At 32.9% G+C, this 14,666-nt stretch carries 12 protein-coding genes; 9 read left to right on the top strand and 3 right to left on the bottom strand.

What is annotated here, in order from left to right:
- Positions 1-171 precede the first annotated feature (171 nt).
- From PTZ02_RS16895 to PTZ02_RS16885, 3 genes are read right to left on the bottom strand one after another with little or no spacing between them, the layout of a single operon-like run.
- A complete protein-coding gene (locus tag PTZ02_RS16895) occupies positions 172-1,275 on the bottom strand; it encodes a GerAB/ArcD/ProY family transporter (RefSeq protein WP_274228956.1) in 1,104 nt (367 codons plus the stop codon).
- Between the two features lie 26 nt (positions 1,276-1,301).
- Entirely contained in the window at positions 1,302-2,495 is a 1,194-nt protein-coding gene (locus PTZ02_RS16890; protein WP_274228955.1) for a Ger(x)C family spore germination protein, read from the bottom strand.
- 35 nt (positions 2,496-2,530) lie between these two features.
- Complete coding sequence (locus PTZ02_RS16885; RefSeq protein WP_274228954.1) at positions 2,531-4,060, bottom strand: spore germination protein; 1,530 nt, start codon at positions 4,058-4,060, stop codon at positions 2,531-2,533.
- A gap of 97 nt (positions 4,061-4,157) precedes the next feature.
- On the opposite strand from PTZ02_RS16885, the gene msrB reads away from it, so the two are divergent.
- From msrB to ilvC, 9 genes are all read left to right on the top strand, one after another.
- Positions 4,158-4,613 (top strand): peptide-methionine (R)-S-oxide reductase MsrB, encoded by a 456-nt coding sequence (gene msrB / locus PTZ02_RS16880; RefSeq protein ID WP_274228953.1) that lies wholly within the window; start codon positions 4,158-4,160, stop codon positions 4,611-4,613.
- A 544-nt stretch (positions 4,614-5,157) separates the two neighbouring features.
- Complete coding sequence (ilvN, locus tag PTZ02_RS16875) at positions 5,158-5,673, top strand: acetolactate synthase small subunit (RefSeq protein ID WP_238884352.1); 516 nt, start codon at positions 5,158-5,160, stop codon at positions 5,671-5,673.
- 36 nt (positions 5,674-5,709) lie between these two features.
- Positions 5,710-7,302, top strand: coding sequence for a citramalate synthase (gene cimA / locus PTZ02_RS16870; RefSeq protein ID WP_274228952.1), 1,593 nt, complete (start codon positions 5,710-5,712; stop codon positions 7,300-7,302).
- 15 nt (positions 7,303-7,317) lie between these two features.
- Positions 7,318-8,580, top strand: coding sequence for a 3-isopropylmalate dehydratase large subunit (gene leuC / locus PTZ02_RS16865; RefSeq protein ID WP_274228951.1), 1,263 nt, complete (start codon positions 7,318-7,320; stop codon positions 8,578-8,580).
- A 13-nt stretch (positions 8,581-8,593) separates the two neighbouring features.
- Positions 8,594-9,082 carry a 3-isopropylmalate dehydratase small subunit gene (gene leuD, locus PTZ02_RS16860; protein WP_274228950.1) on the top strand — a complete coding sequence of 163 codons (489 nt, stop codon included), beginning with the start codon at positions 8,594-8,596 and terminating at the stop codon, positions 9,080-9,082.
- 27 nt (positions 9,083-9,109) lie between these two features.
- On the top strand, positions 9,110-10,192 hold the full coding sequence (gene leuB, locus PTZ02_RS16855; protein WP_274228949.1) for a 3-isopropylmalate dehydrogenase: 1,083 nt from the start codon (positions 9,110-9,112) through the stop codon (positions 10,190-10,192).
- Positions 10,193-10,200: 8 nt separating this feature from the next.
- A complete protein-coding gene (gene ilvD / locus PTZ02_RS16850; protein ID WP_274228948.1) occupies positions 10,201-11,859 on the top strand; it encodes a dihydroxy-acid dehydratase in 1,659 nt (552 codons plus the stop codon).
- A gap of 41 nt (positions 11,860-11,900) precedes the next feature.
- Positions 11,901-13,571: a biosynthetic-type acetolactate synthase large subunit gene (gene ilvB, locus PTZ02_RS16845; RefSeq protein ID WP_274228947.1), complete on the top strand. Its 1,671-nt coding sequence runs from the start codon at positions 11,901-11,903 to the stop codon at positions 13,569-13,571.
- A gap of 19 nt (positions 13,572-13,590) precedes the next feature.
- Positions 13,591-14,598, top strand: coding sequence for a ketol-acid reductoisomerase (gene ilvC / locus PTZ02_RS16840; protein WP_274228946.1), 1,008 nt, complete (start codon positions 13,591-13,593; stop codon positions 14,596-14,598).
- The last annotated feature ends 68 nt before the right edge of the window (positions 14,599-14,666 follow it).

Genomic DNA, 14,666 nt, shown 5'->3' with positions numbered 1-14,666 from the left:
TCTCCTTAAAGATTTTAATGGTTATTTATAGTTTCTTTTTCCACGTATAATTGTAAGAAATGAAAGAGGTAAAGATAGAGTAAAAAGAAACAATGGTAGTAGCCATGGTTTATCAAGCATAACATATGATTTCCAGGAAAATATAAAGTCAATCATTTACTAAAACCACCTTTATGTAGATAAAACTTTTTTGTAAAACACTTTTTTTATAAGGATAAATACAAATAACAGAATAGGTAAAATATAAAATAAAGGGAACCATAAATTGTTTGGTACTACATTAATACCTACTTCTATATGCCCTGGGCCATTAGCAGCCATGTTTGTTCCAAGATATAAAACAATCAGGGAAACTGGAATAATTGTTTTATTTTTGTTATTTGTATAAAGTAATTTCTGAACACCTTTAATTGCGCAATATATATGAATAAATAATTTGAAAAATGCAGTTGTTAGAAAAAATAATACATTTATAGCATCTAAGTTTTCGATGAATTTACCTATGCTAATAGTTCTAATTAATCTATATAGAGGTAATTTACTTCTAGAAAAGGTAGTTGCCCCTACAACCATGATAGCTAAAACATCAAGTAATGCAATAAATAGTCCTGAAAAAAGGGTTGCAAGTAAAGTGCTTTTAATTAGTTTGTTTTGATCTCTAACTTCTGGCCAAATCATTGTAAATTCTATTGTTTGCCCAAAGGTTTGAGTTATTCCTAAGGGGAAAACTGAATTTAGTGTATTCTTAAGCCCTTTATCCAAAAAAGGCTTAAGATATTGAAAGTGTACAGTATCAGAAAAGAATATTAAAATAATTTCTAAAGTCGAAAGAATTAATATGATTGGAAAAAATAATTCACCTATCCTACCTATTATTTCAAGACCTGCATATAGTGCATAGACAATAACAAGCATAAATATTATCTGCACTACAAAGCTTGGAGTTCTAGGGAGGATTGTATTTGGAACTAAAAGTTTTAAATCCTGTAACCCCCTTCCTCCATCATACATAAATTCAAGAACATAAAACCAAGCAATAGGAAGTCCTATCCACTTTCCGAAATGTTTTGGAAACCATTCAATTAAAGTCAATCCTGGGTTAACCTTAGATAAATAAAGGTAGAGCAGATTAATTAATAATCCTATAAAAGCAGATATTAATACTGAAATCCAAGCAGCTCTTCCAGCTTCCGCTGCAAATCCAAAAATAATAGTGCTTCCAATTTCATATAAAACCATTAGAGAAAATAGTTGGAAGTTTGAAATCTTTTGCATTTTAATTCTCCTTAAAGACTTAAATATTATTTTATAAGTTCTTCCTCCTTTTTTAAAATTGATTTTGAATCAAATCCTGTTGAAAATATTTTCACCTTAGTATTAATAATAATTTTTGATTTAGAAAATTCATTATTCCAGTTATCTTTAAAAACAGCATCCCATTGTTTTGGGTATTTGCCATGAACTATTGCACCAAAACCTATCACGTCTAATTTATATTGCTTCTGCACTTTGTCTAAAGATTCATAAATCATTTCATTAATTGCTTTAGCATACATTTCTTGAGCATATTGAATTGCATAGTGGCTACTAAGATCTAGTTTCGATGAACTTTCATATATAGTAGCCTCAGCCGATATATTTACAATGAATTCTATATTATCGTCTTTTAATATAGGCTCTATCTTGGTTTTAGCTCTCTCTATTCTTCCAGATATTAAACCACCGCCTTTTTCATTAGGAACTTTTGCAGTAATCATTCCATTTTTGATTTCATTTCTTAACCAAAGAATTCCTCTTGTGTCTCTATCAGTTATAAATCCAGCTAATTTATCTTCTTTAAATACTGCAGAGCCTGGAACTGATAATAATGCCTTGTTATTTGGACTGCTATAATCTACAGAAGATATTCTTTGTATTACAGGTGCTATTGCTTCCACACCTTCTTCAGTCATGGAATATAATATATCTTTGTATCTAAGCTTAAGAGATAAATTCAAATCTTCTAATTTGCTGATTTCTTCAAATGGATTATTTTCTATAGGTGATTTTATCTCTAAAATATCAGAAGCCTTACCTTTAGAAAATAAAATGTATGTTTTTAGGGGCACTTGTTGATCTCTTGAGAAGAAATCAAGAATATCAGAAAGTCCTGAAGTTGCAGTAGATTCTCCTACAATCACACATTCAGTTTGGGATAAAAAAATTTCTCTAGATAATTTTTTTTCTATTTTCCTATAAGCATCAATTATATCTTCTCCTTCGGCGGAAACTAAAATAGTATTACTTTGACCACCTGGAGTTTCACTTTTATTAGTTGTCTGCCTAGGTATTGAAGATAAAAGTGTAAGAGTAATTGTACCATCTTTATTAGTATCAAGAGCTATGGCAGAAACAATTAAAAGATGGTCTAATTCTTTTTTATCCCAGCAACTAACTAGAAAATTAGACATCATCAAGAATGTAAAAAGTAAAGATAAAACTTTTTTATACCTCATAATGTACTCACTCCTAAACTTACAAGCATTAGTGTTTAATCTTTAGTAGAACTTTTTCGCTTAATGTTTTTCTTATTTATATATTCAGGACGTTTATTCATAAAACTCCAGGGAACTCTAACCACAACGTCTTTAAGGCTGGATAAATCCAAAGGAGCTAATGGTGATAAATAAGGTATACCAAAAGAATCTAATTTGGCCATGTGAATTAATACAACAAGAAAACCAATAAACATTCCATATAGCCCAAAGGTACCAGCAAGTATCATCATAAAAAATCTAAGTACTCTAACTGATAAGGATAAGTTATATCTAGGAATGATAAAGGAAGCTATTCCTGTTATGGAAACAATGATAACCATTGAGGAAGATACTATTCCAGCTTTAACGGCAGCATCACCTATAACTAGAGCACCAACAACACTTACAGTTTGACCAGTACCGCTGGGTAATCTTAGACCTGCCTCTCTTAGTCCTTCAAAAAATATTTCCATTACTATAGCCTCAACAAGTACTGGAAAAGGAACATTTTCTCTCGATGCCCATATGGTAAATAATAATTTTTTAGGAATCATACCTTGATGAAAAGTTAATAATGCAATATAAAAAGAAGGCAAAGAAAAAGCTAAACCTAAAAAAATGTATCTTACAAAACGAATCATAGTACTTGGAAGATATCTTTCATAAGAATCTTCACTAGTTTGCATGGTTTCAAAGAGAGTTTGAGGTGCCATAAGAGCTACAGGAGTATTATCAATAAGAATACCAACGTGTCCTTCAAGCATACTGCTGCAAAGTTTATCAGGACGCTCGGTATAACCAAATTGAGAGAAGACAGAAAAATGGTTGTCTTCTATTAATTCCTCAATATATCCACTTTCAAGTACAGCATCTATATCTATCTTACTTAATTTATCTCTTATATCTTTTACTAAAGAATCACTAGCAATTCCCTCTAGGTAACTCACATATATAATTGTTTTTGATAACTTTCCAACTAGAAATTTTTCCATTTTTAATGAAGGAGTCTTCAGTCTTTTTCGAATTAGGATTAAATTGGTTTTTATATCCTCAGTAAATCCATCTCTAGGACCTCGAATAATAGGCTCCATAACTGGTTCAGTTACGCTTCTTTTCTCATATTTCTTAACATCTAATGAAATAGCTTCTTGGAGTCCATTAATAATAAGAATAGCATTACCTTTAAGGATGTTATCTATGGCTTCATGAAGAGACATAATTTTATTTACATCACCAATTGAAACTATTTGAGATCTTATAAAATTATTAAGTTCATTTGAATTAAATGAAGATTTATTTATATTATTGAAATCATAGTTTAGTAAAGGTTTAAGAATATTCATATCAATTTGTTCAACATTAACGAAGCCATCTATATATATAAGCAGAGCATCAAAAGATTTGTTGATTTTAAATTCTCTATAAACAATATCTGAACAGTTATTTAATATTTGTTTTAATTCACTATAATCTTGGGATAAATTGCCGCTAAAGTTTTTATCATTCTGTGGGTCATATTTAGAAGATTTGTTGGATGATTTCATGAACTTACCCTCCCTTTACTAAGATTAAGTTGCTCACTTAGATAAATTTTTATGCTAATTGGTATAATATTAATAAATAAATTTGGTAGGTGATTTTATGGGAAAGTATACTAAACCTTCAAGAGAAGAACTTAAAAAAAATTTAACTCCGTTACAATATTCAGTTACTCAAGAAAATTCCACTGAAAAACCCTTTGAAAATGAATATGATGAATTTTTTAAGGAAGGCATTTATGTTGATATTGTGACAGGGGAACCGCTTTTCTCCTCAACAGATAAATATAATTCTGGCTGCGGGTGGCCAGCATTCTCAAAGCCCATTGAGAAAGGAATTGTAAAAGAGAAGGCAGACTTTACTCATGGAATGCATAGAGTAGAGGTAAGAAGTAAAGAAGGAGATTCACATTTAGGCCATGTCTTCAATGATGGACCTAAAGAGTTAGGAGGAATAAGGTATTGCATTAATTCAGCTTCGTTAAAATTCATACCAAAAGAAAAATTAGAGGAGGAAGGATATGGAGAATATTTAGTATTATTTGAAAATAAACTATAGAAACTTAAATGAAATTATATGATGCATTTTTAGAAAAATTTTATAAAATATAAAAGTATTTGTAAATTTAGATACTGTTAATATAATAAAACTAAAATGTGAAAATGTTAATTATAAACAAAAAATAATTCAAATGTAATAAAAAAAATATAAAGTATTGACGAAATTATTATATAAATGTACAATAATTTCAACAATAAGAAATTTAAAACTTAATATATGACCTTAAAAATAAATGCTACGAGGGAGACCTTTATTTAGAGATGAAAGTTTCAGAGAGTCGGTTGTTGCTGTGAGCCGATACTTTTACTAAATGAATATCACTCCTGAGCAGAGTCCTGAAAGTTATAATGGTGTAACAAGTAGGCGACTACCGGTAAGCCCCGTTAAAAGCAAGGGTTTGTTAGAACCGAGTGATATTATATTTAAGGCGGAAGATATGTTTATATTCCCACCTCTTATGATTGTATCATTAAGGGTGGGTTTTATTTATCCAAATATAGATTTTAGTAATAACAAAATTTATTAAAAAGGGGGGGCATATATGGATAAGCATGTCTTATCAGTAGTAGTAAAAAATTATTCTGGTGTGTTGAGCAGAGTTGCTGGATTGTTTTCAAGGAGAGGATACAATATTGATAGTCTCACTGTTGGCAGAACTGAGAATCCTGAATTCTCAAGAATGACAATAACTATGTTTGAAGATGGGGATACATTAGAACAAGTAAAAAAGCAATTGGGGAAACTAGAAGATGTAAAGCAAGTGGTAGAACTTGACCAGGAAGATGCAGTATATAGAGAATTAGTCCTTATTAAAGTTAAAGCTGATGCCACTCAAAGAGCTGCTATTAATGAAATAGTTAGAATCTTTAGATGCAAAGTAATTGACATTTCCATGGAAACTTTAACTATAGAACTAACTGGTGATGAAAGCAAGGTTGTAGCACTTATAAAGCTTATGGAGGAATATGGAATAAAGGAAATGGTAAGAACAGGTCTTGCAGCCCTTGAAAGAGGGGAAAAGGACATAAGCTCTCATGGGGAATACTTCGAAGCATAGTTTTAAGAAGAATTAAAAGTAAGAGAGGTTAATAGCATGAGCAATAAAGTATTTATTCTAGATTCAACCTTAAGAGATGGTGCTCAGGGGCAGGGGATATCATTTTCTGTTGAGGATAAACTTAAAATAGTTAAAGCTTTGGATGATTTAGGAGTTGATTATGTAGAAGCTGGCAATCCAGGTTCTAATCCTAAAGATATGGATTTTTTTAGACGGGCTCAAGGGTTAAGACTCAAAAAAACTAAGCTAGTTGCTTTTGGTAGCACAAGAAGGATTGGGGTAACAGTAAAGGAAGATAAGAATCTTCAAGATTTATTAGAAGCAAGAACTGAAGTAGTAACTATATTTGGAAAAAGCTCAGATTTTCATGTAAAGGAGATTTTAAAGACAACCTTAGATGAAAATCTTAAATTAATAAAAGAATCAATAGAATATCTAAAAAAGCATCAAAAAGAAGTCATATTTGATGGGGAACATTTTTTTGATGGTTATAAAAGTAATAAGAAATACTCCATTGAGACACTGAAAACTGCAAAAAATGCAGGAGCTGATGTGATAGTTTTGTGTGATACAAATGGAGGAACAACTCCAAAAGAAATATTTGATATTGTAACAGAAGTAAAAGAAATTATAGATGAGAATATAGGAATACATTGTCATAACGATATTGGGGTAGCTGTAGCGAATTCAATTATTGGGGTGGAAGCTGGAGCAAATCATGTTCAAGGAACATTTTTAGGAATTGGAGAAAGATGTGGGAATGCTAACTTAAGTTCAATAATACCTACATTAATGTTAAAAATGAACAAGGATGTTATTGAAAAAGAATTGTTATCAAATCTAAAATCTACAGCTATGATGCTTTCAGAGATTTCAAATATTCAGCTTCGGGATGATACACCTTATATAGGAAGTGCAGCTTTTGCTCATAAGGGTGGAATGCATATAGATGCAGTGGTTAAAGAACCAAAATCCTATGAGCATATAAACCCAGAGTGTGTTGGAAACAGCAGAAGAATACTAGTATCTGAAGTAAGTGGAAAAAGCACAATTCTAAAAGAAGTTCAAAAATTGTTTCCTAATTTCTCAAAGGATAGTAAGGAAGTTCAATTAATTATAGATAAGCTAAAGGAATTAGAGCACCAAGGATATCAGTTTGAAGGTGCAGAAGGAACAGTGGAACTTGTAATAAGAAAGATAATAGGCAAATACAAACCTTTCTTTCAATTGAATAATTTTAAAGTTATAGGAGAGCATCCATCATCAAAGGCTAACTTCACTTCAACAGCAGTTATAAATGTAAATGTTGATGGAAGGGATGAAATGACAGCAGCAGAAGGAGATGGACCAGTAAATGCATTGGACAAAGCTCTAAGAAAAGCACTAGAAGTATTCTATCCTCAATTAAAGTTTATAAGACTTGTGGATTACAAGGTTAGAGTACTCGATGAAGGTACAGCTACAGAAGCATCAGTAAGGGTTCTTATTGAATCTTCAGATGGATGTGAAAATTGGACTACCGTAGGAGTATCTAGAGATATTATTGAGGCAAGCTGGATAGCTCTTGTAGATTCCATTGAATATAAATTAATAAAAGATATTGAAAGAAATGTAAGAACATATTTTTAAGGGGGAATGATTTAAATGGGGATGACCATGACACAAAAAATCCTTGCAGCACATGCAGGCTTAGAATCAGTAAAGGCGGGGCAATTAATTGAAGTAAATCTGGATTTAGTTTTAGGAAATGATATAACAACTCCAGTAGCAGTAAAGGAATTTAACAAAATAGGTATTAATGAAGTTTTCGATAAAGAAAAAATAGCAATAGTACCAGATCATTTTACACCAAATAAAGATATTAAGGCTGCTGAGCAAGTAAAAATGATTAGAGAATTTGCTCAAGATAAAGGAATAGTTAATTTCTTTGAAATAGGAGAAATGGGAATAGAACATGTTATTATCCCTGAAAAAGGTTTAGCAGTTGCAGGTGATGTAGTAATTGGGGCAGATTCACACACTTGCACTTATGGAGCATTAGGAGCATTTTCAACAGGAATTGGATCAACAGATATGGCTGCTGGAATGGCAACCGGAAAGTGTTGGTTTAAGGTACCTTCTGCAATAAAGTTTGTGCTTAAAAACAAACCTTCAAAATGGGTTAGTGGTAAAGATGTAATTCTACACATTATCGGAAAGATAGGTGTTGATGGAGCTTTATATAAATCTATGGAGTTTGTTGGAGAGGGACTAAAATATTTATCAATGGATGAAAGACTAACTATGGCTAATATGGCTATAGAAGCTGGAGCAAAAAATGGTATTTTCCCAGTAGATGATAAAACAGTAGCATATTTAAAGGAACATTCAACTAGAGAGTATAAGGTGTATGAAGCAGATGAAGATGCTGAATATGATGAGGTAATTGAAATTGACTTAAGCACCTTAAGACCTACAGTTGCATTCCCACATCTACCTGAAAATACTAAGACAATTGATGAGGTAGGAGATATAAAAATAGATCAAGTAGTTATAGGTTCTTGTACTAATGGAAGAATAGAGGACTTAAGGGTAGCTGCTGAAATATTAAAAGGAAAGAAAGTAGCCAAGTATGTTAGAGCAATAGTAATTCCTGGGTCTCAGAAGATTTATCTTCAAGCTATGGAAGAAGGACTAGTTAAAACATTTATAGAAGCTGGAGCAATTTTCTCTACTCCAACTTGTGGACCATGTTTAGGTGGACATATGGGTATATTAGCTAAGAAAGAAAGATGTGTATCTACTACTAATAGAAACTTTGTTGGTAGAATGGGGCATACGCAATCAGAAGTATATTTAGCAAGTCCAGCTGTAGCAGCAGCTTCAGCAATAACTGGTAAAATAACAAATCCAGAAGATGTAGCATAGGGGGTAAAGGAATATGAAAGCTAACGGAAAAGTTTTTAGATATGGAGATAATGTTGATACGGATGTAATAATACCAGCAAGATATTTAAATACATCTGATCCAAAGGAGCTGGCAGCTCACTGTATGGAAGATATAGATGATACATTTGCAAGCAAAGTTCAAGTTGGGGATATAATTGTTGCAGATAAAAATTTTGGATGTGGTTCGTCAAGAGAACATGCACCAATTTCAATAAAAGAAAGTGGAGTAAGCTGTGTAATTGCTAAAACTTTTGCAAGAATATTTTATAGAAATGCTATAAACATTGGCTTACCAATACTTGAATGTCCAGAAGCAGTTCAAAATATAAATGCAGGAGATCAAGTAGAAGTAGATTTTAATACTGGAATCATAAAAAATTTAACTTCAGGTAAGGAATTCCAAGGAGAGCCTTTCCCAGAGTTTATGCAAAAAATAATTAATAGCAACGGATTAGTTGAATATATAAAAAACAAAAACTAAGTTGGTTAAATAAATAGGGGGTTAATTATGGAATATAAAATTGCAGTAATACCAGGGGATGGAATCGGACCAGAGGTTATAGATGAAACTATAAAAGTTTTAAACCTAGTAGGAGAAAAGTACTCTCATCAGTTTAACTATGAGTATGTACTAGCTGGAGGAATAGCTATAGATGAAAAGGGGACACCTCTACCAGAAGAAACATTAGAGATATGTAGAAATAGTGATTCAGTTTTACTAGGGGCAGTTGGAGGTCCCAAATGGGATGATCCTACTGCAAAAATAAGACCAGAACAAGCATTATTAGGATTAAGAAGTGGCTTAGGACTGTATTGCAACCTAAGACCAGCAGTGCTTCATTCAGCATTAAGAGATGCATCACCACTTAAAGATTCAATAATTGGGGATGGAATAGATATTTGTGTAGTTAGAGAATTAACTGGTGGAATATATTTTGGGGAAAGAAGCCTAGTTAAAAATGGAGATGAAGAAACAGCATCAGATACAGAAAAGTATAGTACTTCAGAAATTAAGAGAATAGCGAAAATAGCATTTGAAACTGCAATGAAAAGGAAGAAAAAAGTTACACTAGTTGATAAAGCAAATATACTTGAAAGTTCAAGATTATGGAGAAGAGTAGTGGATGAAGTTCACAAGGATTATCCAGAAGTAGAACTAGATAGACAATATGTTGATAATGCTGCTATGCAGCTTGTTAAAAACCCAAGACAGTTTGATGTTATAGTAACTTCAAATATTTTTGGAGATATATTATCAGATGAAGCTTCAATGATTACTGGTTCAATTGGAATGTTACCATCAGCTAGTTTAGGAGAGAGTACAAACGGAATGTATGAACCTATTCATGGGTCAGCTCCTGATATAGCTGGAAAAGGAATAGCAAATCCACTAGCTACAATATTATCAGCAGCTATGATGCTTAAGTATTCCTTTGGGTTATTAAATGAAGCTACAGTAATAGAAAAAGCAGTAGAAAAAGTTCTAGAAGAGGGATATAGAACTGGAGACATAATGAGTGAAGGTAATAAATTGGTTGGTACTAAGGAAATGGGGGAACTAGTGGTTAAATATATAAAAGAAGGGAAGTAATTTATTTTATGAGAAGCGATAGAATAAAGATAGGGGCAGACAAAGCTCCCCATAGATCACTATTAAGAGCAGCAGGATTTTCAGATGAAGAAATGAAAAGACCGATGATTGGTATTGTAACTTCGCAAAATGATATAATTCCAGGTCATGTTCACCTAGATAAAATAGTTCAAGGAGCTAAAAGTGGAGTACTTTTAGCAGGAGGAACACCAGTTGTTTTCCCTACAATAGGAGTTTGTGATGGTATATCAATGGGGCATGAGGGAATGAAATATTCATTGCCAACAAGAGAACTTATAGCCGATTCAATTGAATGTATGGTTAAGGCACATTCCTTTGATGGACTTGTACTTGTACCAAACTGTGACAAAATAGTACCAGGTATGCTTATGGCAGCATTAAGACTAAACATACCAGCAGTAGTTGTTTCAGGTGGACCTATGCTTGCAGGAAAATATAGAGGAAGTTCAATATCTTTATCTACTATGTTTGAAGCTGTTGGGGCATATAATTCCAATAAAATATCAGAAGAAGATTTATTGGAAATGGAAAGTAGTGCATGTCCAACTTGCGGATCTTGTTCAGGCATGTTTACAGCAAACTCAATGAATTGCTTAACAGAGGTTTTAGGACTAGGACTACCTGGAAATGGAACTATACCAGCAGTTTATTCAGATAGAATAAGATTAGCTAAAGATGCAGGTATGGCAATAATGAAATTAGTTGAAAAGGACATTAAGCCTAGAGATATAGTAACAGAGAAAACTATAAAGAATGCTCTAACTGTTGACATGGCTTTAGGATGTTCTACTAACTCGGTCTTACATTTAACAGCCATTGCAAATGAAGCTAAAATTGAGCTTAATTTAGATATTATAAATGAAGTAAGTTCAAAAACTCCAAACTTATGTAAGTTAGCTCCAGCAGGAGAGAATCATATAGAAGACTTATATTTTGCTGGCGGAATACAAGCAGTGATGAATGAACTTTCTAAAAAGAATTTACTAAATCTTGATTGTATTACAGCCACAACAAAGACATTGGGTGAAAATATTAAGGAAGCTCACGTTATTAACTATGAAGTAATAAAACCTATAGAAAAACCTTATAGTCAAACTGGAGGAATACAGGTTCTAAGAGGAAACCTTGCAGTAGACGGGGCTGTTGTTAAGAAATCAGCTGTACTTCCAGAAATGATGAGACATGAAGGACCGGCTAAGGTTTATGACTCAGAGGAAGATGCAATAGCAGCAATCTGGGGAGGAAAAATACAAAGTGGTGATGTAATAATAATAAGATATGAAGGCCCAAAAGGCGGACCAGGTATGAGAGAAATGTTATCTCCAACATCGGCAATAGCAGGAATGGGACTTGATAAATCAGTAGCATTAATTACAGATGGAAGATTCTCAGGGGCAACAAGAGGGGCATCAATAGGACATGTATCCCCAGAAGCAGCAGTAGGTGGAAATATTGCATTAATTAAAGATGGGGATATTATCTCTATAGATATTGAAAAAGGTAAGCTTGAAATTAAAGTTTCAGAAGAAGAGCTTGAATCAAGAAGAAAAGAATGGAAAGAGCCAGAACCAAAAATTACTGATGGATATTTAGGTAGATATTCAAAATTAGTTAGTTCAGCTAGCCAAGGAGCTATATTTAAATAAAAATTGTACTGCTTAGGACTTAGTATAAAAGGAGGGGGCATATGATACTAAATGGGTCAGAGATACTATTAGAGTGTTTATTAGAACAAGAAGTGGATACTATTTTTGGGTATCCAGGAGGGGCAGTTCTTAATATATATGATGCACTTTATAAGTATAAAGATAAAATAAGACATGTCTTAACCTGCCATGAGCAAGGGGCTGCTCATGCTGCAGATGGATATGCAAGAAGTACTGGAAAGGTTGGGGTTTGTTTAGCTACTTCGGGACCTGGGGCAACGAATTTAGTAACTGGAATAGCTACAGCATATATGGACTCAACTCCAATGGTAGCTATAACTGGTAATGTTACAAGACCTTTACTTGGAAAGGATAGCTTCCAAGAAGTAGATATAACAGGTATTACTCTACCAATAACTAAACATAATTTTATGGTGAAGAATGTTGATGATTTAGCTCACACTATAAGAGAAGCGTTTAGAATTGCACAAGAGGGAAGACCAGGACCTGTGCTTGTAGATATCCCAAAAGATATAACAGCTCAAAAGGGTGTATATATTAAGAAGGAACCCGTTAAAGTTACAAGAAGCAATAAGCATATAACAGAAGAAGCTTTATTAGAAGTTTCAAAATTAATTAACGAATCCTCAAGACCATTTATTTATGCAGGAGGAGGAGTTATAAGTTCAGGGGCATCAGAAGAATTAATAGCACTAGCAGAAAAAATAGATTCTCCAACATCAGCATCACTTATGTGTATGGGTGGATTTCCAGTAACTCATCCATTATATACAGGAATGATAGGGATGCATGGTACCAGGGCTTCAAACTTGGGTGCTTGGGAATGTGACTTATTAATAGCTATTGGAGCAAGATTTAGCGATAGAGTTATTAGTTCAAATGATAATCTTGAAGGGGCTAAAATTATTCATTTGGATATAGATCCAGCGGAAATTAATAAAAATGTAAAAGTAGATGCAAGCTTAATTGGGGATATAAAAGAAAGTTTAAGAAAATTAATTCCGCTGCTAAATAAAAAAGATAACAAAGAATGGATTAACAAGATGAATATATATAAGGAAGATGGTAGAGGCAGAAGCAAAGAAAATGACGAATTAACACCTGAATTCTTATTTAGTAAAATTAATGAACTTACAGATGGAGAAGCCATTGTAACAACTGAAGTTGGACAACATCAAATGTGGGCATCTCAATTCTATAAGCATATAGAGCCAAGAAGATTCATAACTTCTGGTGGACTAGGAACTATGGGATTTGGACTTGGAGCAGCTATTGGCTGTAAGGTAGCTAATCCAGATAAGTTAGTTATTAATATTGCAGGAGATGGTAGCTTTGCTATGAACTGCAATGAATTAGCAACTTCCTATGCTCAAAAGGCACCTGTAGTTACAATAATAGTAAACAACAATGCCTTAGGTATGGTAAGACAGTGGCAAAACTTTTTCTATGAAGAGAGATATTCTCATACTTCAATTAATAGAGGAACAAACTTTGTTAAACTTGTAGAAGCCTACGGCGGAAAAGGATTTTTAGTTGAACGAAAAGAACAACTAGAACCAGCATTAAAAGAAGCTTTTAACTCTTCTGTACCTATAGTTATTGATTATAGAGTTCATGAAGATAAGAAAGTGTTCCCTATGGTAGCACCAGGAGCACTTATAAATCAAATAATCTATGAAGAAGATGTATAAATAAGAGGGGGAACTAAAAATGGCAAAAATGTATTATGAAAAGGACACAAATCTTGAACTATTAAAAGGAAAAAAAGTAGCAGTTATCGGTTATGGTAGCCAGGGGCATGCACACTCATTAAATCTTCATGAAAGTGGAGTAGATGTTGTAGTTGGACTATATGAAGGAAGTAAATCATGGGAAAAAGCAGAAGCAGCAGGTTTAAAAGTTTTAGATACAGCAGAAGCAGTTAAAACATCAGATGTTATCATGATATTAATTCCAGATGAAAAGCAAGCTAAACTATATAATGAAAAAGTAGCTCCTAATTTAACAGAAGGAAAGGCTTTAGTATTTGCCCATGGATTTAATATTCATTTTGGTCAAATAGTGCCACCAGCTAACGTAGATGTATTTATGGTAGCACCAAAAGGACCTGGACATATGGTTAGAAGAACTTATACTGAAGGATCAGGAGTTCCATGTTTAATTGCTATACATCAAGACTATACAGGAAGAGCGAAAGATTTAGCATTAGCTTATACTAACGGTATAGGGGGAGCTAGAGCTGGTGTTCTAGAAACTACATTTAGAGATGAAACAGAAACAGATTTATTTGGAGAGCAAGCAGTTCTATGTGGTGGAGTTAGTGAACTTATAAAAACTGGCTTTGAAGTACTTGTTGAAGCAGGATATGCTCCTGAAAATGCATATTTCGAATGCTTACACGAGATGAAACTTATTGTAGATTTAATGTATCAAGGTGGAATGAGCTTAATGAGATACTCAATTAGTGATACAGCAGAATACGGAGATTATCAAGTAGGTAAGAGAATTATTACATCTGAAACTAAAAAAGAGATGGAAAAGGTTCTTCATGAAATTCAAGATGGTACCTTTGCAAAGAACTGGTTATTAGAGAATCAAGTAGGAAGACCTAATTTCAATGCAACAAGAAGAATAAATAGTGAGCATCAAATCGAAAAAGTTGGACAAGAGCTTAGAGGAATGATGTCTTGGATAAATGAAAAGAAGTTAGAACAATAAAATGCTAAATTAGCCTAGAGATTATAGGAATTTCTCCCTAATCTTTCGCCAAAAGATATATAGAATCT

This window comes from Clostridium sp. 'White wine YQ', assembly GCF_028728205.1.
Classification (GTDB): domain Bacteria; phylum Bacillota; class Clostridia; order Clostridiales; family Clostridiaceae; genus Clostridium_T.
Note: the sequence above shows the minus strand (reverse complement) of the source record. Positions and strands in the feature narration are given on the sequence as shown.

What these genes read in the sequence shown, in the direction of transcription:
- msrB (WP_274228953.1), top strand. Translation starts at nt 4,158, where the DNA reads ATGGGAAAGTATACTAAACCTTCAAGAGAAGAACTTAAAAAAAATTTA.
- leuC (WP_274228951.1), top strand. Translation starts at nt 7,318, where the DNA reads ATGGGGATGACCATGACACAAAAAATCCTTGCAGCACATGCAGGCTTA.
- ilvD (WP_274228948.1), top strand. Translation starts at nt 10,201, where the DNA reads ATGAGAAGCGATAGAATAAAGATAGGGGCAGACAAAGCTCCCCATAGA.
- PTZ02_RS16895 (WP_274228956.1), bottom strand. Translation starts at nt 1,275, where the DNA reads ATGCAAAAGATTTCAAACTTCCAACTATTTTCTCTAATGGTTTTATAT.
- PTZ02_RS16890 (WP_274228955.1), bottom strand. Translation starts at nt 2,495, where the DNA reads ATGAGGTATAAAAAAGTTTTATCTTTACTTTTTACATTCTTGATGATG.
- ilvC (WP_274228946.1), top strand. Translation starts at nt 13,591, where the DNA reads ATGGCAAAAATGTATTATGAAAAGGACACAAATCTTGAACTATTAAAA.
- leuD (WP_274228950.1), top strand. Translation starts at nt 8,594, where the DNA reads ATGAAAGCTAACGGAAAAGTTTTTAGATATGGAGATAATGTTGATACG.
- ilvN (WP_238884352.1), top strand. Translation starts at nt 5,158, where the DNA reads ATGGATAAGCATGTCTTATCAGTAGTAGTAAAAAATTATTCTGGTGTG.
- cimA (WP_274228952.1), top strand. Translation starts at nt 5,710, where the DNA reads ATGAGCAATAAAGTATTTATTCTAGATTCAACCTTAAGAGATGGTGCT.
- leuB (WP_274228949.1), top strand. Translation starts at nt 9,110, where the DNA reads ATGGAATATAAAATTGCAGTAATACCAGGGGATGGAATCGGACCAGAG.
- ilvB (WP_274228947.1), top strand. Translation starts at nt 11,901, where the DNA reads ATGATACTAAATGGGTCAGAGATACTATTAGAGTGTTTATTAGAACAA.
- PTZ02_RS16885 (WP_274228954.1), bottom strand. Translation starts at nt 4,060, where the DNA reads ATGAAATCATCCAACAAATCTTCTAAATATGACCCACAGAATGATAAA.